The 20,864-nt window shown below is 59.5% G+C and carries 20 protein-coding genes and 7 pseudogenes; 16 read left to right on the top strand and 11 right to left on the bottom strand.

Translation table 11 applies throughout. From position 1 onward, the window contains the following. Positions 1-82: 82 nt before the first annotated feature. The 6 genes from B9Z03_RS11865 to tnpB (B9Z03_RS11845) all read left to right on the top strand — a co-directional run bounded on the left by B9Z03_RS11865 (position 83) and on the right by tnpB (B9Z03_RS11845) (position 6,079). Positions 83-2,404 carry a GumC family protein gene (locus B9Z03_RS11865; protein WP_244561724.1) on the top strand — a complete coding sequence of 774 codons (2,322 nt, stop codon included), beginning with the start codon at positions 83-85 and terminating at the stop codon, positions 2,402-2,404. Further along, positions 2,373-3,542, top strand: coding sequence for a tetratricopeptide repeat protein (locus B9Z03_RS11860; protein WP_139832239.1), 1,170 nt, complete (start codon positions 2,373-2,375; stop codon positions 3,540-3,542). Before B9Z03_RS11865 ends, B9Z03_RS11860 begins: the two co-directional genes overlap by 32 nt. Continuing rightward, positions 3,523-4,842 (top strand): O-antigen ligase family protein, encoded by a 1,320-nt coding sequence (locus tag B9Z03_RS11855; RefSeq protein ID WP_176247500.1) that lies wholly within the window; start codon positions 3,523-3,525, stop codon positions 4,840-4,842. The genes B9Z03_RS11860 and B9Z03_RS11855 overlap by 20 nt, the downstream gene beginning before the upstream one ends. Positions 4,843-5,118: 276 nt before the next feature. Continuing rightward, complete coding sequence (locus tag B9Z03_RS29820) at positions 5,119-5,286, top strand: hypothetical protein (protein WP_176247499.1); 168 nt, start codon at positions 5,119-5,121, stop codon at positions 5,284-5,286. A 44-nt stretch (positions 5,287-5,330) separates the two neighbouring features. Further along, positions 5,331-5,735, top strand: a complete 405-nt coding sequence (gene tnpA, locus B9Z03_RS11850; protein WP_085464385.1) for an IS66-like element accessory protein TnpA — start codon at positions 5,331-5,333, stop codon at positions 5,733-5,735. After that, positions 5,732-6,079: an IS66 family insertion sequence element accessory protein TnpB gene (gene tnpB / locus B9Z03_RS11845; protein WP_085464384.1), complete on the top strand. Its 348-nt coding sequence runs from the start codon at positions 5,732-5,734 to the stop codon at positions 6,077-6,079. The genes tnpA (B9Z03_RS11850) and tnpB (B9Z03_RS11845) overlap by 4 nt, the downstream gene beginning before the upstream one ends. Before the next feature lie 143 nt (positions 6,080-6,222). On the opposite strand, the pseudogene istB (B9Z03_RS11840) reads toward tnpB (B9Z03_RS11845), so the two are convergent. The 4 genes and pseudogenes from istB (B9Z03_RS11840) to B9Z03_RS11825 all read right to left on the bottom strand — a co-directional run. Next, a pseudogene (gene istB / locus B9Z03_RS11840) lies at positions 6,223-7,025 on the bottom strand (IS21-like element helper ATPase IstB). Beyond that, a complete protein-coding gene (gene istA / locus B9Z03_RS11835; RefSeq protein WP_432417032.1) occupies positions 7,025-8,278 on the bottom strand; it encodes an IS21 family transposase in 1,254 nt (417 codons plus the stop codon). Before istA ends, istB (B9Z03_RS11840) begins: the two are co-directional and overlap by 1 nt. A 171-nt stretch (positions 8,279-8,449) precedes the next feature. After that, a pseudogene (istB, locus tag B9Z03_RS11830) lies at positions 8,450-9,252 on the bottom strand (IS21-like element helper ATPase IstB). Next, positions 9,252-9,614 (bottom strand): annotated as a pseudogene (locus B9Z03_RS11825) (Mu transposase domain-containing protein); the annotation flags it as partial. The pseudogenes B9Z03_RS11825 and istB (B9Z03_RS11830), both read right to left, overlap by 1 nt. On the opposite strand from B9Z03_RS11825, the pseudogene B9Z03_RS11820 reads away from it, so the two are divergent. After that, positions 9,615-10,196: pseudogene (locus B9Z03_RS11820) on the top strand (IS66 family transposase); the annotation flags it as partial. It lies immediately after the preceding pseudogene. Beyond that, entirely contained in the window at positions 10,150-10,737 is a 588-nt protein-coding gene (locus B9Z03_RS11815; protein ID WP_085464382.1) for a plasmid pRiA4b ORF-3 family protein, read from the top strand. The pseudogene B9Z03_RS11820 and the gene B9Z03_RS11815, both read left to right, overlap by 47 nt. A gap of 103 nt (positions 10,738-10,840) precedes the next feature. Here the strand turns inward: B9Z03_RS11815 and B9Z03_RS11810 are convergent, their stop codons facing one another. Both B9Z03_RS11810 and B9Z03_RS29815 read right to left on the bottom strand, forming a co-directional pair. Continuing rightward, positions 10,841-11,470 (bottom strand): hypothetical protein, encoded by a 630-nt coding sequence (locus B9Z03_RS11810; RefSeq protein WP_085464381.1) that lies wholly within the window; start codon positions 11,468-11,470, stop codon positions 10,841-10,843. A gap of 57 nt (positions 11,471-11,527) precedes the next feature. After that, a complete protein-coding gene (locus B9Z03_RS29815; RefSeq protein ID WP_176247498.1) occupies positions 11,528-11,701 on the bottom strand; it encodes a hypothetical protein in 174 nt (57 codons plus the stop codon). Between the two features lie 275 nt (positions 11,702-11,976). On the opposite strand from B9Z03_RS29815, the gene B9Z03_RS30275 reads away from it, so the two are divergent. The 3 genes and pseudogenes from B9Z03_RS30275 to B9Z03_RS29810 form a co-directional block, all read left to right on the top strand. Further along, positions 11,977-12,222 (top strand): Arm DNA-binding domain-containing protein, encoded by a 246-nt coding sequence (locus tag B9Z03_RS30275; RefSeq protein WP_244561723.1) that lies wholly within the window; start codon positions 11,977-11,979, stop codon positions 12,220-12,222. Between the two features lie 15 nt (positions 12,223-12,237). After that, a complete protein-coding gene (locus tag B9Z03_RS30270; protein ID WP_244561722.1) occupies positions 12,238-12,930 on the top strand; it encodes a tyrosine-type recombinase/integrase in 693 nt (230 codons plus the stop codon). A 128-nt stretch (positions 12,931-13,058) separates the two neighbouring features. Beyond that, positions 13,059-13,283, top strand: a pseudogene (locus tag B9Z03_RS29810) (integrase core domain-containing protein); the annotation flags it as partial. A 443-nt stretch (positions 13,284-13,726) separates the two neighbouring features. On the opposite strand, the gene B9Z03_RS29385 reads toward B9Z03_RS29810, so the two are convergent. Both B9Z03_RS29385 and B9Z03_RS11795 read right to left on the bottom strand, forming a co-directional pair. Then, the gene (locus tag B9Z03_RS29385; RefSeq protein WP_139832238.1) at positions 13,727-14,341 is read right to left on the bottom strand and encodes a hypothetical protein; all 615 of its coding nucleotides are present in this window, start codon (positions 14,339-14,341) and stop codon (positions 13,727-13,729) included. Next, on the bottom strand, positions 14,319-15,149 hold the full coding sequence (locus tag B9Z03_RS11795; RefSeq protein WP_085464379.1) for a hypothetical protein: 831 nt from the start codon (positions 15,147-15,149) through the stop codon (positions 14,319-14,321). The genes B9Z03_RS29385 and B9Z03_RS11795 overlap by 23 nt, the downstream gene beginning before the upstream one ends. 116 nt (positions 15,150-15,265) lie before the next feature. Between B9Z03_RS11795 and B9Z03_RS30265 the strand changes: the two are divergent. Together B9Z03_RS30265 and B9Z03_RS11790 are read left to right on the top strand one after the other, a co-directional pair. Further along, positions 15,266-15,418, top strand: a pseudogene (locus B9Z03_RS30265) (transposase); the annotation flags it as partial. After that, positions 15,385-16,455, top strand: coding sequence for an IS3 family transposase (locus B9Z03_RS11790; protein ID WP_244561880.1), 1,071 nt, complete (start codon positions 15,385-15,387; stop codon positions 16,453-16,455). The pseudogene B9Z03_RS30265 and the gene B9Z03_RS11790, both read left to right, overlap by 34 nt. 166 nt (positions 16,456-16,621) lie before the next feature. Here the strand turns inward: B9Z03_RS11790 and B9Z03_RS11785 are convergent, their stop codons facing one another. Continuing rightward, positions 16,622-17,509, bottom strand: a complete 888-nt coding sequence (locus B9Z03_RS11785) for an IS1595 family transposase (RefSeq protein WP_085464378.1) — start codon at positions 17,507-17,509, stop codon at positions 16,622-16,624. 126 nt (positions 17,510-17,635) lie between these two features. On the opposite strand from B9Z03_RS11785, the pseudogene B9Z03_RS11780 reads away from it, so the two are divergent. Beyond that, positions 17,636-19,213: pseudogene (locus B9Z03_RS11780) on the top strand (acyltransferase family protein). 239 nt (positions 19,214-19,452) lie between these two features. On the opposite strand, the gene B9Z03_RS30260 reads toward B9Z03_RS11780, so the two are convergent. Both B9Z03_RS30260 and B9Z03_RS30505 read right to left on the bottom strand, forming a co-directional pair. Further along, positions 19,453-19,794 carry a sugar phosphate nucleotidyltransferase gene (locus B9Z03_RS30260; RefSeq protein WP_244561721.1) on the bottom strand — a complete coding sequence of 114 codons (342 nt, stop codon included), beginning with the start codon at positions 19,792-19,794 and terminating at the stop codon, positions 19,453-19,455. Between the two features lie 66 nt (positions 19,795-19,860). Then, a complete protein-coding gene (locus B9Z03_RS30505; protein ID WP_348529013.1) occupies positions 19,861-20,013 on the bottom strand; it encodes a sugar phosphate nucleotidyltransferase in 153 nt (50 codons plus the stop codon). Between the two features lie 37 nt (positions 20,014-20,050). Here B9Z03_RS30505 and tnpA (B9Z03_RS11770) point away from each other — a divergent pair, with 37 nt between their 5' ends. Together tnpA (B9Z03_RS11770) and tnpB (B9Z03_RS11765) are read left to right on the top strand one after the other, a co-directional pair. Continuing rightward, a complete protein-coding gene (gene tnpA / locus B9Z03_RS11770) occupies positions 20,051-20,500 on the top strand; it encodes an IS66-like element accessory protein TnpA (RefSeq protein ID WP_085464376.1) in 450 nt (149 codons plus the stop codon). A 26-nt stretch (positions 20,501-20,526) separates the two neighbouring features. Continuing rightward, on the top strand, positions 20,527-20,853 hold the full coding sequence (gene tnpB / locus B9Z03_RS11765; protein WP_224690299.1) for an IS66 family insertion sequence element accessory protein TnpB: 327 nt from the start codon (positions 20,527-20,529) through the stop codon (positions 20,851-20,853). The last annotated feature ends 11 nt before the right edge of the window (positions 20,854-20,864 follow it).

Here is a 20,864-nt window from a genome sequence, read left to right as displayed (position 1 = left end):
CTAGGAGAGGGAACGAACACGGGTGCTCGATCGAACGAACCCCATGCCAGCAGCCGGATGGACCCCCAATGGCGGGCTTCCGATGGACCCGATGCGCGATTCCTTCTATGGGCATCCGCAAGGCTACGGACCGTTCGACCAGGAACACGAGAATGGCTTCAACCCCCTCCATCTTCTGATCTACGTTGTCCAGTATCGCTGGCTGATCACCTTTCTGCTGGCAATGGGATTGGTGTCCGGTGTCGTCATTACCTTGATGCAGACGCCGAAATACCAGGCGACTGCGCAACTCGAGGTCATGAGCCCTTCTGCGCGCGTCATACAGGATCTCGAGGTCATATCGGAGACGAGCGATGTTCGCGCCTTTCTGACCGCCCGCGAACGGCTGAGAAGCCGGTCGCTTGCCCAGCGTGTTGTCTATGAGCTCGGTTTGAGCGAAAGGGCGGATTTCCTTTTTCCTGCGCCCGATTTCTCCGTGGCCAATATCTTCAATCGCGCTTTCGGGCTGAGCAGCACGCCAAGCCTGGAAAATATTCCTCCGGAAGATCGCGAGCGGATCGCCGTCGGACGCGTCCTCGATGGGCTTTCTGTCGAACTGGTCACGAATACCAGCCTCATCTCGATCACATTTCGAAATCAGAGCCCGGATTACGCCAGCAAAATCGCAAACCAAGTCGCTCAGAGCTATATCGATCAGCGTGTCGACAACACCAGCGAGACGTCCGGTCTTGCGCGCCAATTCATCCAGGAGCAGGTGCTTCAGGTGAAGGAGCGCCTGCAGGAATCCGAACGCGCGCTTGTACAATACGCAAAGGAGCAGGGAATCACGGTTACCGGCAGCGAGCGCTCGCTGATTGCCGCCAGCATTGAACAGATCAATACGTCGCTGTCCAAAGCGGTCGAGGATCGGCTCAACTACGGGCTGCTTGTTCAGCAGATCGATGCCGGGCGGGCGGCCAGTCTCCAGGACGTGTTGTCAAGCGAAGGTCTGCAGAATCTAAGGGGCGAAATCGCCAAATTGCGGGGCGAGTATCAGCAAAAGCTCCCAACCTTCAAGCCGGGCTTCCCGGAGATGGTGCAACTCCGGGCACAAATCGACGAGCTGTCGAAGCAGTATGATGATGGTGTCACGATCATTGCCGAAGGCGTGAAGATACGCTTTGAAGAAGCCGTTTCAAGGGAGAACGACCTTCGCGAGAAGATTGCAGAACTCGAGAAGCAGCAGATCGCTTTCCAGGACAAGAATATCCAGTATACTATCCTGCGGCGAGAGGTCGATTCGAACCGTTCTCAATACGACAGCCTGATCTCGAAGCTGAACGAGGCCGGCGTCGGTTCAGAGCTTCGGACACAAACGGCCACTCTGGTCGATAACGCCGTTACGCCGCGCTCTCCCTTTTCGCCTCGCCTAACCCTCAATCTCGCGATTGCACTGGCACTTGGAATGATGATCAGCGCGGCGGTCATCTATCTGCTGGAACTCCTCAACAACACCTTCGTCAATCCCGACCAAGTCGAGAAGGGCCTTGGCCTCCCTGTCATGGGAGTCGTCCCCCTGGTGGACGACAAGAGTTTGCAGGCCGATCTGGCGGATCCACAATCCGCCCTTTCGGAAGCCTACCGCTCACTTCGAACCTCGCTGCAGTTTTCCGGAGCCGAGGGCATGCCCAAGACCTTGATGATTACGAGCGCTGAACCTTCCGAGGGCAAATCTACGACGGTTTACAAGCTTGCGGAGGATTTTGCGGCCCTCGGCCAGAAAGTTCTGGTAATCGATGCCGATCTGCGCAAGCCGAACATGCATCGGCTCTTCAAGACGAACAACACGCTGGGTTTGAGCAACCTCCTGACGAACAGCGCAAGCCGGGAAGATCTTCCGAGAATTCTTCGCCAAACCGCCCCCGGCAGCAATGTCTGGATCATGTCGTCCGGTACGATTCCGCCGAACCCGGCGGACCTCTTGTCCTCCGCCAGGATGGCAATGCTTCTAAATTCTATGTCGACGCGGTTCGACCTGGTTCTCGTTGACGCCCCGCCGGTGGTCGGCTTGTCGGATGCGCCGCTGCTTGGCAGGCTAACGCAGGCCGCGCTTCTGGTTGTTTCCTCCAATCAAGTATCTCGTAACTCCGTCAAGAACGCGCTGAAGCGGCTACGGGCCGCGGGAACTCATGTGGTGGGCGCTAGTCTGTCGAAGTTCAGCATAGGGAAGTTCGACTACAACTACGCCTACAAGTACATGAATTATAGCTACTATGCCTACGGCAATGAGACGCCAAAGCTGGAGGGTCAAAGCGGTGGAGAGGACAAGCGAAACCCTGACCTGGATACGGCGGCTATCGGTCTGGGCATGCGCATGCGCGCTGCTTTCAACCGTGTTGCTCGGCGCCTTAAGCCGGCATTTTGAAACAATCAATCCCGAACAAGCTCTTTCAATATTTCCCCTCAATACTGAGGCCCGCGTTGCCCTGATTGGCGATGCGTTGAACGGGAACAAGCAAGTCGCAGATGTAGAAGGTGAGGCCAGAATGGGGCTTGCTCTCGATCCTATCGATGCACGCTTCTTCAGCAGCCTTGCCGAGCTGGAAAAGCGCAAGGGAGACGAAGTCAAGGCGAATTTGCTTTTCGATACCGCGCACAAGATCTCCCGAACCGAGTTTCATGCACTTCTGAATGTGATCCGCATTTCCGTAGAACGAGGTTCTTACGGAAAGGCTGTTCGGACGGCCGACGCGCTGTTCCGGCGATGGCCCGAACGATTCAATGAGTTGGCTCCTGTCATCGGCACCCTCATCACGGAAGAGGAAGCCTATTCAACCCTTCTCGAACTTGCGGGAGAAGGGCTTCCTTGGCGTGGGCGGCTGATGAATTATCTGGCAGAACACGATGAATTTCGTCCCCTCGCCCACCGGCTCTTGCTCGATCTCTCCCAAGCACAGGTGCCAGCCTCGTCTTCCGAGAAGGCAGCCGTCATCAATGGATACTGGCGTCAGGGCAACTACGCGGATGCCTACAGACTGTTTTTGATGTCACTGAACGAGGCGGAAAGAGACCTGACGGGGTTTGTGCACAATTCGGGCTTTTCTCGGGCCCAAGAGCCACAGATCTTTGCCTGGACGTATCGCAACACACCGGAAGCCGATATCAGGTTCTCAGATGCGCCTCCCCCCTACAATGGGGCAATCCTGCGCTTCCTCGACAAACCCGCCCGCGAGGTCGTTCTGATGCAGACGTTGGTCCTGCCTCAAGGCCGATACCGGCTCACGGTGAATGCCTCCGCCTTCAACCTTAAAATGCCGCGGGAACTATTCCTGATCGTGAGTTGCGGCGCTCCAAACCGCGAGCTCGTGCGCCTGACGGTGCCAGAAGGCAACTACCGCGAAAGCTCGCTCGAATCCGACTTCGAGGTGGCTGATTGCCCCGCACAGTCGATCAGGCTTGCAACTGGCCTGGTCGCCGAAAGCTGGTCTTATCGCTATTCGGGCGAGGTCGTGTTCCACGATGTCTCGGTTACGAGGGCTTCCGTTGATCAAAATCGGAGCTGAATGGCGCAAATACCTTCTTGGCTCTATCCTCGTCTGCTCGCTCCTTCTGGGGGGAAGCGCAGCGAGCGGAATGTGGACCGACGCGCTCCTTCAGACGCTTACAATTCTTGTCGCGGCACCAATACTATCCGCCTCGGCGGGTGAACCGATCGACAGAAAGGTGCTCGCCTATTGCGCCTCCATACTGGCGGCCATCCTCATCCAGCTCATTCCCCTGCCAGCTGGTCTGTTGGATCTGGTTCGCAGCGAAGCCTTTTCGCAAGGCCGAACAGAAGCGGGAGCAGGTTTCGACCTGATTACGCTTGGGGTGGGTCGCACCGTGGACAACCTCACCTATGCGAGCGCACTCGTCTTTCTGATGCTCGCCATCTCCCGGCTTCCGGGCGAGCAGGTTCATGCCCTTCTGCCCTTCCTGATTGCCGGAATTGCCTGCCAGGCGCTCGCCGGCGCAATCCAGTATGCCGGCACAGATCGGGTCAGCATCGAAGGGGTTTTGCCATACACGATCACGGCCGGCACCTTTGCCAACCGGAACCATTTCGTGTCGCTTCTCTATGTGGCGATCCCGTTTCTCGTCTATGTGGGCACCTTCCGCGGCATGCGGCTCTGGTCGCTCCTAGGGATGCTGGTGGTTTTGCTCGTACTCTTGGCGGCGGGCTCTCGCGCTGGTGCGGCGATCGGCCTGGCAGCCATTATCCTCTCGGGTGTCTTTATCAATGCCCGGTCGCGCTTCTCAGTGGCCGGCATTGGGTTGCTTGTCGCGACTTTGGGGATCTTCGGATTCGGCGCCTGGGCGCAGTTCGAGCAACGAAACAGCGCGATGGAGGACGATGCGCGCTGGGACTTCGCCCACGGCACGATGAATGGAATTTGGGAGAATTGGCTGTTCGGTGTGGGTTACGGGAATTTCAGCCGGGCCTATCAGCTCTTCGAAGACCCGGCTTCGCTCGGACGAGCCTATGCCAATCACGCCCACAATGACTACTTGGAATTGGCCTTCGAAGGCGGCCTGCCGGCGATAGTGCTCGTTATCGCCTATGTCGTCCTCGTTTCGGTCCAAGTGCTTCGAATTCGACACAATCAGTTTCAGAAGGCGGCCTTCCTTGGTATTCTGTTCATCCTGCTGCATTCGACCGTCGACTACCCTTTGCGAACAGCTGCGGTAGGAGCAACGTTCGTGTTTCTAAATGCGGTCCTGTTCCACCGGGCCCTGCAGCCTCGGCCTGACTCGGCCACGCGCTATGTCAAGATCAAGCATGGCAAGCGCCGGATTGCCGTTGCCGTCGAGCCGTCCGCGTGAGGATCAGGCGCTTCCGCTTTCCTCAAGACCGCCAATTGTCGTGCTTCCACCTACACGGATGTATCTGGGGTTATCGGTATTATCGCACTTCTGCGCACACCGAAGGAGGTGGGGGGTGGGGTAAAGGGGAGAACCGAATAGCAATCCCATGTACACTAGAGAAACGGACTTGGCGGAGAGGCACTACGACCGCATAGTCGCCAGCACGTTAGGCGCGCCACGAATTGGCGAGTTGCGAGACCGGCACCTTGGGTCTGACCAGGACAGGGGCGCGGAATGGCCGCCAAGACCGAGAAAGCCAAACTAACGCTTGCCACCTCGCCCGCGCAGCTGCTGGCTGCAACGGGCGTGAAAGATCCGCGACTGCAACTCAGGCTCGTCACCCAACTCACCAGCGCGTTGTGTTTACGGTATCCCTCCGGTGAGGGCCGCCTTGTGGGCTGAGGGCGAACGTCGGAAGTCCTAGGGATAATCCTAGGAGTAGCCCTATGACGATGCCGCGGGTGGAGGTGATCACGTCGGTTGAGAGGCGCCGGCGGTGGTCGCGGGAGGAGAAGGAGCGCCTGGTCGCGGCGTCGTTCGAGCCCGGCGTATCGGTGTCGGAAGTCGCGCGATCGGCGGGCATTCACGTCAGCCAGCTCTTTCGATGGCGCAAGGAGCTGTGTGATCGGGTCGATGCCAGTTCATCGCAATTGGTTCCGGTCGAGATCGTTCCTGCTGCTACCCTGCCGCCCGCGGTTGAGGCGCCGGCGGCATCGGCGTCTCCCGGCCGACGTCGCCGCAAGAGCGGCGTCATCGAGATCGAGCTTGGCGGCGGGCGCCGCGTCCGCGTCGACCGTGACGTGGATGCGGAAGCGCTGCGGCGCGTTCTGGACGCACTCGGGTCGCGATGATCCCGGTTCCGAGCGGCGTGCGGGTGTGGCTGGCGACAGGTCACACCGACATGAGGAAAGGGTTTCCGGGCCTGGCTCTGGTGGTGCAGGAGACGCTGAAGCGTGATCCGCACAATGGTCACCTGTTCGTCTTCCGCGGTCGCCGCGGCGATCTGATCAAGGTTCTGTGGCACGACGGCCAGGGCGCCTGTCTGTTCTCGAAGAAGCTCGAGCGCGGCCGCTTCATCTGGCCGTCGCCGGCCGACGGCGCGGTCACGATCACGTCGGCGCAGCTCGGCTATCTGCTCGAAGGCATCGACTGGCGCATGCCGCAGAAGACTTGGCGGCCGACGGCGACTGGCTGAAGACTTTAGCCTTGCACATGGCGGTGGATGTGATTCCATCGCCCTGTGTCCGCTGCTGAATCGCTCCCTTCCGACCTCGCCGCCGCGCACTGTCAAGCGACTCCGGGAACTGACCCCTTTGGCGACATGAAGAACTGACCCCCTCATTGGTTGGCGTTTTCAGTTTGCTGTTCGTGCGCCGTGCCGACCTTCTGCAGAAGGCCGGCACGGCGCTTTTCGCGTAGGCGATAGCTGTCGCCGCGGATGGTAATGACGCTGCAGTGGTGGAGCAGCCGGTCCAGGATCGCCGTGGCGACGACGGGATCGCCGAACACCATTCCCCATTCGACGACGGAGCGGTTCGACGTCACCAGCATGGAACCGCGTTCGTAGCGACGACTGACCAGTTGGAAGAACAGATGCGCGGCGTCGGGTTCGAACGGTAGATAACCGAGTTCGTCGATGATCAGCAGCCTGGGCCTGGCGTAGATCGTCAACTGCTCGTCGAGCCTGCCGTCGCCATGGGCCTTGGCCAGTGTGGCCACCAGGGTCGCCGCCGTGACGAACTGGACGCTGTAGTTGTGCCGGATCGCCTCGCGTCCGAGACTGACCGCCAGATGCGTCTTGCCGGTTCCGGGCGGTCCCAGGAACAGAAGCGCGTCGCCATGGGCGATCCAGCGACAGGTCGCCAGTTCGCGGATCTGGCGCTGATCCACTGAAGGCTGTGCGGTCCATTCGAAGCCCTCCAGCTCGCGCACGAACGGGAACTGCGCGAGCTTGGTCGCCATTTCGTGCGTCGCTCGTCGCGTCGGGCGATCTCGCGCGAGACGAGGAAGCTGAGCGCCTCGCGCAATGTCATGTCCGAGCGGGCCGCCTCGTCCAGCAGCGTGTCGAGCTGGTCGCGGATTGCGGTCAGCTTCAGCCGGTCGAGCATGGCGACCAGCGCGTCGTGGTCGATGGTTTCGATCACCAGCCACCTCCCGCGGCGAGCTCATATTCGGCAAGCGGTCGCAGCAACGAGGCAGGAGGCGGCGCCGGCGGCGGCGTTGTCCGCCGCACGGGGCCGTCGGCGCCCACGACACCGGCGAGATGGGCGCGATCGGTGATGCGCTGACGGCGGCCGGAGCAGACCGCGTGGTCGGCCACGACCTCGCCGGCATGGCGAACGACGATGCGGCCGGCACAGATCGTCACCTGCACCGTCTCCCCAATCAGCCGCCAGGGCACCGAGTAGCTGTTGGTGTCCACGTCGACGGCGCAGTCCGCCTGCACCCTGCGAACCAGGTCCCGCAGTTGACCGAACGGCGAACGGCCGCCAAGCGGGCGCAACGCCGGCGCCTCGTGCGCGAAGCGCACGGCCGGCAGCTCGCCCGTGGTGCCGTGAACACGCTGGTCGGCGACATCGCGACACCATGCGGCCAGATGCGCTTCGAACGCTGCCCAGCTGTCGAAGCGACGGCCGGCCACCGCGTTCTTCTTCACATAGCCGACGCCGCGCTCGTCCTTACCCTTCGTCCGGGCCCGATACGGCGCGCAGGCGCGGGGCCGGAAGCCCCAGTGCCGCGCGAAGGCGTGAAGCTTGGCGCTGAACCGAACCTCCCGCGTCACCGCGTCGTGATGCTCGACCAGCGCCCGGGCATTGTCCAGAAGCACCTCCACGGGCACGCCGCCGAAGTGCAGGAAGGCGCTCTCCATTCCCTCGAACCAGTCCGCCTGCCGCTCCCGCAGCGAGGCCCGCACGTGCATCCGACGCGAGAAGCCGAGCATGGCGACGAACAGATGCACGCGCAGCTTCTCCTCGCCAATCCACACTCGCGCCTCGCCGAAGTCGATCTGCAGTTGCTTTCCAGGCGGCGTCTCGAACCGCACCGTCGCGCGGGTCTGCGCCTTAAGCTCACGCCGCCAGCCCGCGACACGCCGCTCGACGTGGCGAAGGCTGAGCACCACACCATGCTCGGCCGCCAGTTCCTGGCGGATGACGTCGGCATTGCCGCCGTGCCGGAAGAACCGCTCGCGCAGCCAATCCTCGAGCCCGTCCAGCGCCGAACGCCGCGCAGGCTGCCGAAACGGCGCTGAACCACCCTGGCGAAGATATCGTCGCACCGTGTTGCGTGCGCAGCCGAACTCGCGCGCTAGCCGCTTGGCTCCCCAGCCAAGTCCGTGCAGCCGCATCATCGCCGCCACCTCCTCGGGCTGCAGCATCTCCTCTCCCCGCGTCATTGATCCACGCGGGACAGAGTGGCCGGATTCGAACGTTTCCATCATCCCTCCTCTTCACGAAGAGGGGGGCAGTTCCTCGTGTCGGAAGGGGGTCAATTTCTCAGGTCGCCTGACACACTGTCAAGCGACTCCGGGAACTGACCCCTTTGGCGACATGAAGAACTGACCCCCTCATTGGTTGGCGTTTTCAGTTTGCTGTTCGTGCGCCGTGCCGACCTTCTGCAGAAGGCCGGCACGGCGCTTTTCGCGTAGGCGATAGCTGTCGCCGCGGATGGTAATGACGCTGCAGTGGTGGAGCAGCCGGTCCAGGATCGCCGTGGCGACGACGGGATCGCCGAACACCATTCCCCATTCGACGACGGAGCGGTTCGACGTCACCAGCATGGAACCGCGTTCGTAGCGACGACTGACCAGTTGGAAGAACAGATGCGCGGCGTCGGGTTCGAACGGTAGATAACCGAGTTCGTCGATGATCAGCAGCCTGGGCCTGGCGTAGATCGTCAACTGCTCGTCGAGCCTGCCGTCGCCATGGGCCTTGGCCAGTGTGGCCACCAGGGTCGCCGCCGTGACGAACTGGACGCTGTAGTTGTGCCGGATCGCCTCGCGTCCGAGACTGACCGCCAGATGCGTCTTGCCGGTTCCGGGCGGTCCCAGGAACAGAAGCGCGTCGCCATGGGCGATCCAGCGACAGGTCGCCAGTTCGCGGATCTGGCGCTGATCCACTGAAGGCTGTGCGGTCCATTCGAAGCCCTCCAGCTCGCGCACGAACGGGAACTGCGCGAGCTTGGTCGCCATTTCGTGCGTCGCTCGTCGCGTCGGGCGATCTCGCGCGAGACGAGGAAGCTGAGCGCCTCGCGCAATGTCATGTCCGAGCGGGCCGCCTCGTCCAGCAGCGTGTCGAGCTGGTCGCGGATTGCGGTCAGCTTCAGCCGGTCGAGCATGGCGACCAGCGCGTCGTGGTCGATGGTTTCGATCACCAGCCACCTCCCGCGGCGAGCTCATATTCGGCAAGCGGTCGCAGCAACGAGGCAGGAGGCGGCGCCGGCGGCGGCGTTGTCCGCCGCACGGGGCCGTCGGCGCCCACGACACCGGCGAGATGGGCGCGATCGGTGATGCGCTGACGGCGGCCGGAGCAGACCGCGTGGTCGGCCACGACCTCGCCGGCATGGCGAACGACGATGCGGCCGGCACAGATCGTCACCTGCACCGTCTCCCCAATCAGCCGCCAGGGCACCGAGTAGCTGTTGGTGTCCACGTCGACGGCGCAGTCCGCCTGCACCCTGCGAACCAGGTCCCGCAGTTGACCGAACGGCGAACGGCCGCCAAGCGGGCGCAACGCCGGGGTAAGGCCGCGCCGCCGATCTCGCCGATCGCCTTCGAGGCCGTCAAACGCATTGATCTGCTGTTCGACATCGAGCGCGACATCAATGGACTGGCCGTCGAACAGCGCCTCGCCGTCAGGACCGAAAGGAGCGCGCCGCTCGTTGCCGATCTGGAAGAGTGGATGCGTGGCGAGCGTGCCAGGCTCTCGCGCCACGCCCCGGTCGCCCAGGCGATCGACTACATGCTCAAGCGCTGGGAAGGGTTCAGCCGTTTCCTCGCAGACGGGCGCATCTGCCGGACCAACAATGCTGCCGAGCGGGCGCTGCGTGGCCTGGCTCTCGGCTGAAAGTCGTGGCTCTTCGCTGGCTCCCAGCGCGGCGCCGATCGCGCGGCAGTCATGTATACCCTGCTCGGCACGGCAAAGCTCAATGATGTCGACCCGCAGGCCTGGCTCGCAGATGTGCTCGCCCGCATCGCCGCCGCGCCGCAGAACCGACTGACCGATCTCCTGCCGTGGAACTGGAGGGGGAATCTGCAAGACTGGCGGCATGAGCCACGCCGATCGCATCGCCCGCATCAGGATCCAACTCGATGACTGGCAGCCCGCCATCTGGCGGCGCGCCGAGGTGCCGCTGACGACAACGCTCAAGGCCTTGCACGACGTCATCCAGGCGGCCATGCCGTTCGACAATTATCACCTGTTCGAGTTCCGGGCCCACGGAAAGCGCTACGCCATTCCCGATCCCGAATGGGACAGCCTGCGCGACAAAACCTACTCGGCGAAGACCATGCGGCTCGGAACGCTGGTCGATCGCGGCATCACGCAACTGACCTACACCTACGACTTCGGCGACGACTGGCGGCACACGATCACGATCGAGGCAATCGGCGACGCCGATCCCGCTGCCGAGTATCCCCGCTACATCGACGGTGCCGGCCGCGCCCCACCCGAAGATGTCGGCGGCATCCCCGGCTTCGAATTGTTCCTCGATGCCGTCGCCGATCCCAAGCACGAGCAGCATCGCGAACTCAAACGCTGGCACGGGCGTCCGTTCGATCCCGCACATGCCGCTGAAGACGAAATCCAAACCCGGATGAAAAAGCTCGCCAGACGCCGCGCCCTCGGCGAAGTGTGATTGATGAAGTTTCGATCTAACAACGACGGCGCGTTGTAAGATCGGGTCGAGCAGCAAATGGCGACCCAAGTCCTACGATAGCTTGAACGGTCCACGAGTTTTCTTAACAACCCGGATAGCGCCCGCCGGAGAGCGCGGCTACGTCACATAATAGCTTTCGCTCGGCCAGAGCCTGGGCTACGTCAGTTTCCCCAATGAAGCACTGCATCACCGATGAACGCTGAAAACTTGGAGCGCTTCGTCCGTCGCAAGGCGTGCCTGCGCCGACCTGCCTGCACGTGACTGTCTTTCCCTCGAATTCGCGTTTCATGGCCTCAAGCACTAGGGGGCGCAGTTCCACAGCGCGCACGAAAGCAACGCCGCACAGGCGTATCCGGTGCCCGGCTACGCTCAGGTCCTCGACGGATTCGATCGAAAGCCGCCCTTCGATGTACAGGGGTTCTGATGGAATCGGCGGGGTGGTCTTCGTAGTGTACTGGTTAGCCCGCGACACCATGTAGGTCATGGCGATCCCGAAAAGCATTGTCGCGGTGATGGCTGTGATCAGAGTGTTGTTCCGCATGCTGTTTTCACTAGACCCACAAGCCATCATGTTCAACCGCCCATCATAGTTCGGTTTGCTCTGCCAAGAGCCATGTTTCGACCGGTAGACCCAGTCGAAATTCGGCATCACTGCGTTAGGGTATGAGACGATGAAGTAGAACTCGACGGCCGAAGCGGAAAAGCGAATCATCGGAGAACGACCGTGTCATATCATAATCGATTCATTGATCACGGGACGTGCTCTAGACTAGTGCGCGACCCGCCGCCGCTGCGCCGAACGCGCATCCGACGGGCGACTTCGAAAGGTGCCATCCGCCCAGACGATCGCGCGATTGATAACAATGGCGATCACCTCAGCAAATCCGACACTGTGACCATAGCTGCCATCGAGACAGGCAGACACCTCGAAGAACCTGCTCATTCCAGCCGTTTCGTGATTCACTCTTGCGGTGATTTGCGGGTGGCTGCGAATGCGAGTCCTCTCCTCGGCACCAAATTCCCGTTTCAGGCTGTCCTAGGAAGTTCAGAAACACCAAAGAAAGCCCGGATTTCCGGGCTTTTTGTTGTCTGATCGTCCGGTGACGTCCAGCGCGGTGTGTTAGTATCCGATCGAAGTGTTGGCATCATCGTTGGTATTCCGGCCTTGAGGGGTCGGAGGCCAGCACGGGATACCAACAATGCACTCTCTGACGCGCAGTGCACAGTCTGAAGTCCGAATCGACCGCCCGAAAAGTGAGTGACGGCAGCGGGCTGCGTGTGCTGATTACGCCGCAAGGCTCCAGACTATGGCGTCTCGCCTATCGGTATGGCGGCAAACAGATGCTTCTGGCGCTGGGGGCATATCCTGCCGTTTCACTCTCCGACGCCCTTGAACGGCGCGCCCAAGCGAAGCGGCTGCTGGCCGGCGGGATCGATCCGTCTGTCGAGGCGAAACAGGAGTAGGCAAGACAGAAGGCCATGCTTGCGGACACCTTCGAGGCCGTCGCCGCCGAATACTTGGTCAAGGTGGAACGGGAAGGAAAGGCAGAGGCTACACTTACAAAGAAGCGTTGGCTGGACGGAATCGCGCTCGCCAGGCTTGGAAAGCGACCAATCGCCGAAATCACCGTCGCCGAAATCCTCGTGCCACTGCGAAAGGTTGAAGGCGACGGCAATTACGAGACGGCGCGCCGACTGCGTGCGGTGATCGGCCAAGTGTTCCGCTGCGTTATCTCGACTTCGCGCGCAACGAACGATGCTACGTTCGGCTTACGTGGCGCGCTTATGACTCCGATTGTCACGCACCGTGCGGCGATCACCAAATGGCGAAAGTGCGCCGGCCTACTGAGGGCGCTTTGGGACTATGACGGCACGGCGGAAACCCGCGCCGCACTGAAGCTCATGGCGCTTCGATATCCTCGGCCAGGCGAACTGCGGCAAGCCGAATGGACAGAGTTCGATCTGGACAACCGCGTCTGGACGATCCCGACTACACGATTGAAGATACGTCGGGAACATAGGAAGCCGCTTCCGGCTCTGCTGTTGAGGTTCTGCGGGAGCTTCGAAACCACACCGGCAAACGGCGTTTGGCGTTCCCGTCGATCCAGTTACCGGAACGGCCGTTTAGCGAAAACGCACCCGACGCTGCGCTCAGGCGGCTTGGTTATCTGAATGCCGAAGCCACGTCGCATGGCCTCCGAGCCACGGCGTTCACATTGCTGAACGAGAGCGGCAAATGGGGAGCTGACGCCATCAAAGCGGAACTTGGCCATGTCGGCGCGGACGACGTTCGGCGCGCCTATCATCGGGCAGGCAAGCCGACCGACAACTCCTTCATCGAGTCGTTCAACGGCAAGTACCGGGCGGAGTGTCTGAACGCGCACTGGCTCTTAACGCTTGACGACGCCCGTCGGAAGATGGAGCATTGGCGTCGAGACTACAACGAGGTTCGTCCTCACAGCGCCATCGGCAACAAGCCGCCAATATCGCTCATGAATGGCTCCGGCGCATCCCATTCGCCGTGAGCTTCAGCCCGGAAAATCCTCCAGCCGTCTCCCTCAAGCCGGAGGAGATTGGGGTCTTAGGTGAAAATGAATATGAAATACCTTGGTGGCCTAGCGAATATGATAAGGTAGCGTGAAGGAACGTGTGTGTCTTTTTGTAAGCATGCCGTGACTTCGATATTAACGGGTTGGTCATTTCGAAGAAACAACCGTTTTCATGTACGCCATGGGGATAATTCTACTACAGGACGACTATTGTTAGACTACTTATAGTGAAACTCACATTAACACGATTACAGAGCAGGCTTGGATGCGAGACAGAATAATAAACAGCTACGGTATGGAGATTTAAATCTACATGAAATATCGAAGTGAAATTGACGGACTTCGAGCTTTCCCAGTTGTTTCTGTTATTTTTTTCCACGCAGGCTTTGATTATTTGGGAAGTATCCCCTTGAAGCAAGTTAGCCAAGATCAAAAGGCATTTGTCTCAGAATGGGCCTAAGCCTCTGTAATCGAAGAAGAGCGAAAACGTCGGGGTCGCTGCTTATCCCGTGAGTGAATTCCTCAAGGTTTAGGATCGGCAGCGCCTTTGTCCCGATGTCGGTTTCTACCGACTTGTTTGAGCTGTTGTCGAACGTCATAAACTCTAGATCCGAAACTTCGGTGGCTTCCTTCACCCAAAGCGCTGACACAAGATGGATGGCGTCCCCGAGGGTCATGCACCGGGGCTTTTCCTGCTTGCCCTTCTTTGCGGGCGATCTTGTCCAATCGAAATTGCGGAGCCGCGCAGCCCTCAGCATTGTTGCCGGATCAGGGGTCACGACCGTAGCAATCGAACGAATGTATCGAGCTAGATCGTTCACGTCTGTGAATCTGCCGGGCTTAAAATTCTTCGCCCGAAGTTCCCCGAACAAAACGTGGCTTACCCATAGTTTGCGCGTTGGGGCTTTGCCGGCTGACTCCGAAAGGATCGTGGCAATATCAGTGGCGAACTCGCCGGAATCGTCGTTGGCGTGGCGCAACACCACGTTGGTATCGAGGAAATGGTTGGAGCTACTGGAGATTTTTGCCGTCACTGTTTCCCCGAACGCCGAAATAACGTTTCCCCGAAAGACTGCCCCGTATGTCGATGGCTTCTCGCGCCAGTGGTATCTCTTCGATTGTCTTCACTTCGATACGTTCCGGCAGTTGACTGTCGCCGGTGTAGATTGCCCGACCGCTTATCGATACCCGCTTGTTTCCATACCGATTAAATGCGTCCTCACCCATGCTTCGGTTGAAAACGCATTCAATCTGGACTCCACCGCCAGGCAGAACCAAATGCCCTGTCCACGTTGGGCCGCGATAGTCGATTTCCCCTAGCGTGCCATCAAATGCCCCAATGGCACTTCCGGCAAAAAAGAGGCTCTTGAGGCCACTTGTCGTCATCGTTTGCCTGAGGCGATCTGCCTGTTTCGCAAAGAAACCGTCCAGAGGGATGCTGTCCGTCGGGAATAGAGCGACAGCCGGGAAATCAATATCAACCGCCTTACCTACCGCCACAACACTTTTGGCAACGTTCTCACTCTCAGCGGCGCGTTCAAATTCACTGCGATAGATTGAACCCGTAATCTGCCTGAAAAGGTCGATCGACGACATGGGTGAGGCAGACCGCGGCTGCTCAAACACACCAATCTCGTTTGATCCCATAGCGAGATGCGAGATAAAAAACTCGCTTCGGTGAGCCTTATCGTGGAGTTCCGCGTCCGCAACTTTGAGCGATCGGAGAACTGTGCTAAAGGTGCGCTGAAGGACTCTCGCGGGAATAGGACGCGTGGAATCGGCCGGCGCATCGGCTGGCTTAATTATCAGACGTATCTCGTCATGCCGAAGCGGCTTAGTCACTCGCAAGCCTCCTCAGGCGATTCTAGACTGATACCAATGCCCCGTAAACAGTGACCTGCCACTGAGTTTTTCCTCCACCTGGAGTTAGAGTCCGGCCTCGATTGAAGGACGGACAGATGAAGCGGAAGCGGTTTACGGAAGAGCAGATCATCGCGGTTCTGCGCGAGCACGAGGCGGGTGCGAAGGCGGGCGACCTGGCCCGCAAGCACGGGGTTTCGGAGGCGACGCTGTATAACTGGAAGGCGAAGTATGGCGGCATGGACGTGTCCGACGCCAAACGCCTGAAGGCCCTGGAAGACGAGAACGCGAAGCTGAAGAAGCTGCTCGCCGACCAGATGCTGGAAGCCTCGGCCCTTCGCGAGCTGCTGTCAAAAAAATGGTAGGGCCCGCCGCCAAGCGCGAAGCCGTCGCGCATCTGAGGTCCGCCATGGGCCTGTCGGAGCGGCGGGCCTGTTCCTTCGTCGGTGCCGATCGCAAGATGATCCGCTACCGGTCCTGCCGTCCGCCGGAGACGGAGTTGCGCGGCAAGCTGCGTGACCTCGCCAATGAACGCCGGCGTTTCGGCTATCGGCGCCTGTTCATTCTGCTGCGGCGGGAGGGTGAGCCTTCGGGGATCAACCGGATCTATCGCCTCTACCGGGAGGAAGGGCTGACAGTTCGCAAGCGCCGGGCGCGGCGACGAGCGGTGGGCACGCGAGCGCCGATCCTGGTCGAGGCGAGACCGAATGCGCGTTGGTCGTTGGACTTCGTGCACGACCAGTTCGCCTGCGGTCGGCGGTTCCGCGTGCTCAACATCGTCGACGACGTGACGCGCGAATGCCTGGCCGCGATCCCCGACACGTCGATCTCCGGTCGTCGGGTGGCACGTGAGCTGACCGATCTGATCGGCCGTCGCGGCAGGCCGGCCATGATCGTTTCCGACCACGGCACGGAGTTCACCTCGAACGCCATCCTCGCCTGGTCGAAGGACCATCGTGTCGAGTGGCACTACATCGCGCCGGGAAAGCCGATGCAGAACGGCTATGTCGAGAGCTTCAACGGGCGGATGCGGGACGAGCTGCTGAACGAGAGCCTGTTCTTCGGCATCGACCATGCGCGCAGCGCCATCGCCGAATGGAGGCAGGACTTCAACACCGCGAGGCCACACTCCTCGCTCGGCTACCAGACCCCGGCGGCCTTCGCCGGAACCCTCGCCGCAACCGCCTCCGACGCTTCGCTCGATAAGGGCTTCGCGTCTCCACCGGTTGCTCAACCCGCGCCCTACGGCGTAACAGAAACGGCCGAGGCTCTAATCGCCACTGGATGACAGTTCAGTGGCAGGTCAACAGGCCGTTAGTGGGAACCTAGGATGGAACTGACCTTGGCGCGGGCGATCAAAGAAAACCGCTTGGAAGACTTCATTCGTCAGGCTGAGGAAGCGGGCATCGGCGCGGCAAATGAGGCCGCGTTCTTAGGTGCGGCCTCCAAGGTGATCAAACACGAGACACAATCAGATCGAACATCGCGTTCTGCATCACGCGATAGTTCGACCGGAAAGTGAATTCCGCAAGGTAGCGGTCCATGTATTTGCTGGACACGCTGATATGCGTCGAGCAAATCGAACGCTTGAACAGCCCCCAGAACGTCTCCACCGAATTGGTCGAATGGAACTGCTTTGTGCGCAGATCGTAAGCGCGCCAGACCTTCTCAGAATGCGTCACGGTGCCGTGCACGTAACCATCGTCGGTCAGTAAGCCATAGGACATCAGTTCGTCCGTCGAGACGACCGAACCCGGCTTCACGTTCTTAAGCACTACGCCGCGAAGGGTCGGCTTCTTTACGTTCGGGATGACAACAGTGCGGATCGGCCCGCCGTGCTGCTTCATGCCCATGATGATCGTCTTACCTTCGGCGCCGCGACCGCGCTTGCCGGGACGCTTGCCGCCCACATACGCTTCGTCCATTTCGACGTGACCCTGGAGCATGTCGAAGTCCTCGCCCGAGCCGATCAGCTCGCGGATTTTCATGCCCATTCGCCAAGCCGTCTTATAGGTCACGCCAAGCTGGCGCTGGAGTTCCTTGCCCGAAACGCCGTGGCGCGTCGTGACGAACAGATAGATGGCATAGAACCACGACTGGAGAGGCGTGCGGGTGTCCTCTAACACGGTGCCGGCGGTCGGATACACATGGTCGCCGCAAGCCGCGCAGGCGAACGCGCGGCGGTCAGTCATACGGTGGAAGGTCGCCTCAACGCCGCACTCGCGGCAGGCGTGACGCATGCCGAATCGCACGTCCATGATGTGCTGGAGGCAGGCTTCATCATCGGGAAACCGGGCGAAGAAGTCGCGGACCGAAAAGGCAGGGGATTTGCTCTTTCTCATGCCCCTTCATAGAACGAACCCTCTACTTGTGTCAAGGGGATACTTCCCGATTATTTTGACGGGGGCTTTGTCGGTGTCGATGTTTTCTGCATCGCGACTGCATGGCTTCTCTTGCCACCTAACGACATGAAGGATTTTTCACAGAGCTTATTGGCTGTTGCGTCGTTTACATCAAATATCTTGTTTTGGCGCGAGAGTGGATACTTTGACACAGCTACGGAATTGAAGCCACTCTTACATACATGGAGTTTGGCCGTAGAAGAGCAGTTCTACATTATCTTTCCGGTCTTCTTAATCGTCGCTTGGCGCTGCGGCACCCGAATAGTTGTCGGGATGCTCGTGGCTACTTTCGTTCTGAGTCTGGTTGCGGCGCACTGGGGCTCATCCAGATACCCTGGCGCCACCTTCTATCTGCTTTCCACGCGGGCATGGGAGATACTCATTGGTGCGTTCGTAGCGTTCTACATGCACGATCGAGATACAAGTACGGCCGGATGGGCAAACAACTTTCTATCACTCTTGGGCCTTTCTTTTATAGCCTATTCGGTAATTCGTTATGATAATCTGACACCGTTTCCTAGTCTTTATACCCTTATTCCTACTCTTGGAGCCGTTCTTATAATAATATTTGCATTGCCAAATACAATATTGTATGCGATTTTGTCTTCACGATTAAGTATCGGTATTGGGCTTATATCATACAGTTTATACCTTTGGCACCATCCTATATTCGCTTTTTTGCGACAGTATTCATCGATTGAAATAACACAGTCGCAATTGGTCATCGCAACACTTACTTCGGTGCTGCTCGCGGTTTTCACATACTATGCCGTCGAGATGCCGTTTAGAAGCAGAGTCCCTGCTTTTAGTCGAAGAATGATTTTTCTAGGTTCAACAATAATGTCTATTGGCTTGATCGGATTTGGTGCATTGGGCCATATGAAGGATGGTTTTAGAAGTCGATTTGATCCCTTATTTGTCGGTGATACAGGAAATGAGAGTTTTTTTGAATATTTGAGTAAAAGATATATCGATTGTGAACCGGAGAAACTACGTGCGAGCGCACTAATATATCAAGGGATTGTTCGTTGCAGGCAATCTCGCGCAGGAGACTTGGACTGGATTTTGCTCGGGGACTCACATGTGGAGCATTTGTTCTTAGGGCTGGCGGAGGCGCGCCCAAGAATAAATGTTGGATATTTTATCTTTGCCGCACCGCCCTATCGCGACGAGAAGGTGTTTCGGGAAGTATTTTCGTATCTGGGAAGCGCGAGCTCTTCAAAAACGATCTTTCTCGCGATGCAATACAATCGAAGAGTATTAGATTCCGAAGACTTCCGACGGGGATTTTCCGAAACAATAAAGTTCCTGCAGTTCGCCGGTCATCGTGTAGTTTTATTGGGTGATGTTCCAGTGTTCGCGAAGAGCCCGGATAATTGCATATATCGACGTAGCCACACTTGTGAAATAAAAATAGATAAATTAATTTAACAGGAGACGGTCTATGAAACAATTCTCAAGGAACTGGCAGGAGAATTCAGTATTCAATACATCTCGATTGGGCGAGAGCTTTGTTCCGGCGAAGTATGCAGTATGACGCGGGGGAATGCGGTACTCTATAGAGATGACAATCACCTGAACATTTTGGGTAGTCGCCTGTTAGCTGCCTCGATAGTAGGGAAGATAAATTTTGGCGATGAGTAAGATCGCTGTGGAATTTTGGTTGACCAGTCGCTGAACTGTCATCCGTTGGCGACGCTAGAGCACGTCCTTTGATCGATGAATCGATTGTGAGTGACGGCGGCGTCCTGTGCCTTTCAGATATGTCCCGTAGTCATTCTTGCCGAACTGGTTTGCACGGGAATTGAGCTGCTCGTTGGTGATCCCGCCCATAATGAAAGCGACCTCGTCTGGGGAACCCACTTGCTGGCCCTGGCGTTCGGTCAGGGTGCGAAGTTGCCCGCATCCAGCAGGCTGACGTGGGTGCCGGTGTCCGGCCATGCATAGCCGCGGCCCATTTTCACTACTGAGAGGGTGCCGTCAGACAGATAGCTTTCCAGCAGGCTGGTAATCTCCAGCTCGCCGCGGACCGTTGGCTGCACCTTTTTGGCGCGTTCGGGCGCGGTTCCGTCGAGGAAGTAAAGCCCGGTGACCGCGTAATTCGAGCGCGGCACCGAGGGTTTCTCAACGATCGACCGCACTGTGCCATCGGCATTAAAATCCACCACGCCATAGCGCTCCGGGTCGGCCATGCGATAGCCAAAGACGGTGGCGCCGGTCTTCATCCGCACGGCGTCTTGCAAGAGGTCAGACAAACCGTGGCCAAAAAAAAACGTTGTCGCCCAGCACCATCACCGATGCGCCCCATCAAGGAAATCTTCACCCGAGATGAACGCTTGCGCTAGCCCGTCGGGGTTGGGCTGGATCACGTAGCTGAGTGAAACGCCCCATTGGCTGCCATCGCCGTGAGCGCTGTTGCGGCACCACCTTTCGCGCGTGGTCATGAGCCACGATGCTCGGAGCCTTTGAGGGCTTCGACACATGACGATTTCAGAGCTTACGCTTAAGTCCAGGGACGAGGAGCCGGTTCGACGGCTTGAGATATTCACGGGTTCTGGACGGCGGCGCGAATGGTTGCCGGAGGAGAAGGCGCGGATCGTGGCGGAAAGCTACGATGCCGGCGAGACCGTGAGCGCGGTGGCCCGGCGCTATGCATTGTCCCCGCAGCAGCTGTTCGCCTGGCGCCGGTCCGCGCGGGTGCCGTTGGGGAGTGCGCCGGCACCGGAGCCATTGTTTGTTCCAGCAGTGGTCGCGGCGGCACCGGAGCCCGAACCGGCGGGGAAGCGCGCGAGATCGACGCGCAAGCGGAAGGCCGCGCGAGAAGCCGGCGTGATCGAGCTGGAGATTGACGGCGTCGCCATGCGGATCGGTCGTGGCGCCGACGCCAGGACGGTGGCGGCGGTGATCCGTGCGCTGAAGGCGCCGTCGTGATCGGGCCGACGGGTGCGGTCAAGGTGATGGTCGCGACGAAGCCGGTGGACTTCCGCAAGGGGGCCGAGGGCCTGGCGGCGCTGGTACGCGAGACGATGGGCGCCGATCCGTTCTCTGGCGCGGTCTACGTCTTCAGGGCCAAGCGCGCCGATCGGGTCAAGCTGGTGTACTTCGACGGCACCGGCGTGTGCCTGCTGGCGAAGCGTCTGGAGGACGGGAAGTTCTGCTGGCCTGCCATCACCGACGGCGTGGTGAGGTTGTCGGCGGCGCAATTGCAGGCGCTCCTGGAAGGGTTGGATTGGCGGCGCGTGCATGACGCCCGTGAGACGCGCGCGCCGGTCGCGGCAAGTTGATTCCATGGGCG

The organism is Mesorhizobium australicum (assembly GCF_900177325.1).
Lineage (GTDB): Bacteria > Pseudomonadota > Alphaproteobacteria > Rhizobiales > Rhizobiaceae > Mesorhizobium_A > Mesorhizobium_A australicum_A.
This window is presented reverse-complemented; position numbering and strand designations above follow the sequence as displayed.

Excerpts from the sequence above, each read along its gene's own strand:
- B9Z03_RS11865 (WP_244561724.1), top strand. The coding sequence starts at position 83 with ATGGACCCGATGCGCGATTCCTTCTATGGGCATCCGCAAGGCTACGGA.
- B9Z03_RS29820 (WP_176247499.1), top strand. The coding sequence starts at position 5,119 with ATGGCCGCCAAGACCGAGAAAGCCAAACTAACGCTTGCCACCTCGCCC.
- tnpA (WP_085464385.1), top strand. The coding sequence starts at position 5,331 with ATGACGATGCCGCGGGTGGAGGTGATCACGTCGGTTGAGAGGCGCCGG.
- tnpB (WP_085464384.1), top strand. The coding sequence starts at position 5,732 with ATGATCCCGGTTCCGAGCGGCGTGCGGGTGTGGCTGGCGACAGGTCAC.
- istA (WP_432417032.1), bottom strand. The coding sequence starts at position 8,278 with ATGACGCGGGGAGAGGAGATGCTGCAGCCCGAGGAGGTGGCGGCGATG.
- B9Z03_RS11815 (WP_085464382.1), top strand. The coding sequence starts at position 10,150 with ATGAGCCACGCCGATCGCATCGCCCGCATCAGGATCCAACTCGATGAC.
- B9Z03_RS11810 (WP_085464381.1), bottom strand. The coding sequence starts at position 11,470 with ATGATTCGCTTTTCCGCTTCGGCCGTCGAGTTCTACTTCATCGTCTCA.
- B9Z03_RS29815 (WP_176247498.1), bottom strand. The coding sequence starts at position 11,701 with ATGAGCAGGTTCTTCGAGGTGTCTGCCTGTCTCGATGGCAGCTATGGT.
- B9Z03_RS30270 (WP_244561722.1), top strand. The coding sequence starts at position 12,238 with ATGCTTGCGGACACCTTCGAGGCCGTCGCCGCCGAATACTTGGTCAAG.
- B9Z03_RS11785 (WP_085464378.1), bottom strand. The coding sequence starts at position 17,509 with ATGAGAAAGAGCAAATCCCCTGCCTTTTCGGTCCGCGACTTCTTCGCC.
- B9Z03_RS30260 (WP_244561721.1), bottom strand. The coding sequence starts at position 19,794 with ATGAAGACCGGCGCCACCGTCTTTGGCTATCGCATGGCCGACCCGGAG.
- B9Z03_RS30505 (WP_348529013.1), bottom strand. The coding sequence starts at position 20,013 with ATGACCACGCGCGAAAGGTGGTGCCGCAACAGCGCTCACGGCGATGGC.
- tnpA (WP_085464376.1), top strand. The coding sequence starts at position 20,051 with ATGACGATTTCAGAGCTTACGCTTAAGTCCAGGGACGAGGAGCCGGTT.
- tnpB (WP_224690299.1), top strand. The coding sequence starts at position 20,527 with ATGGTCGCGACGAAGCCGGTGGACTTCCGCAAGGGGGCCGAGGGCCTG.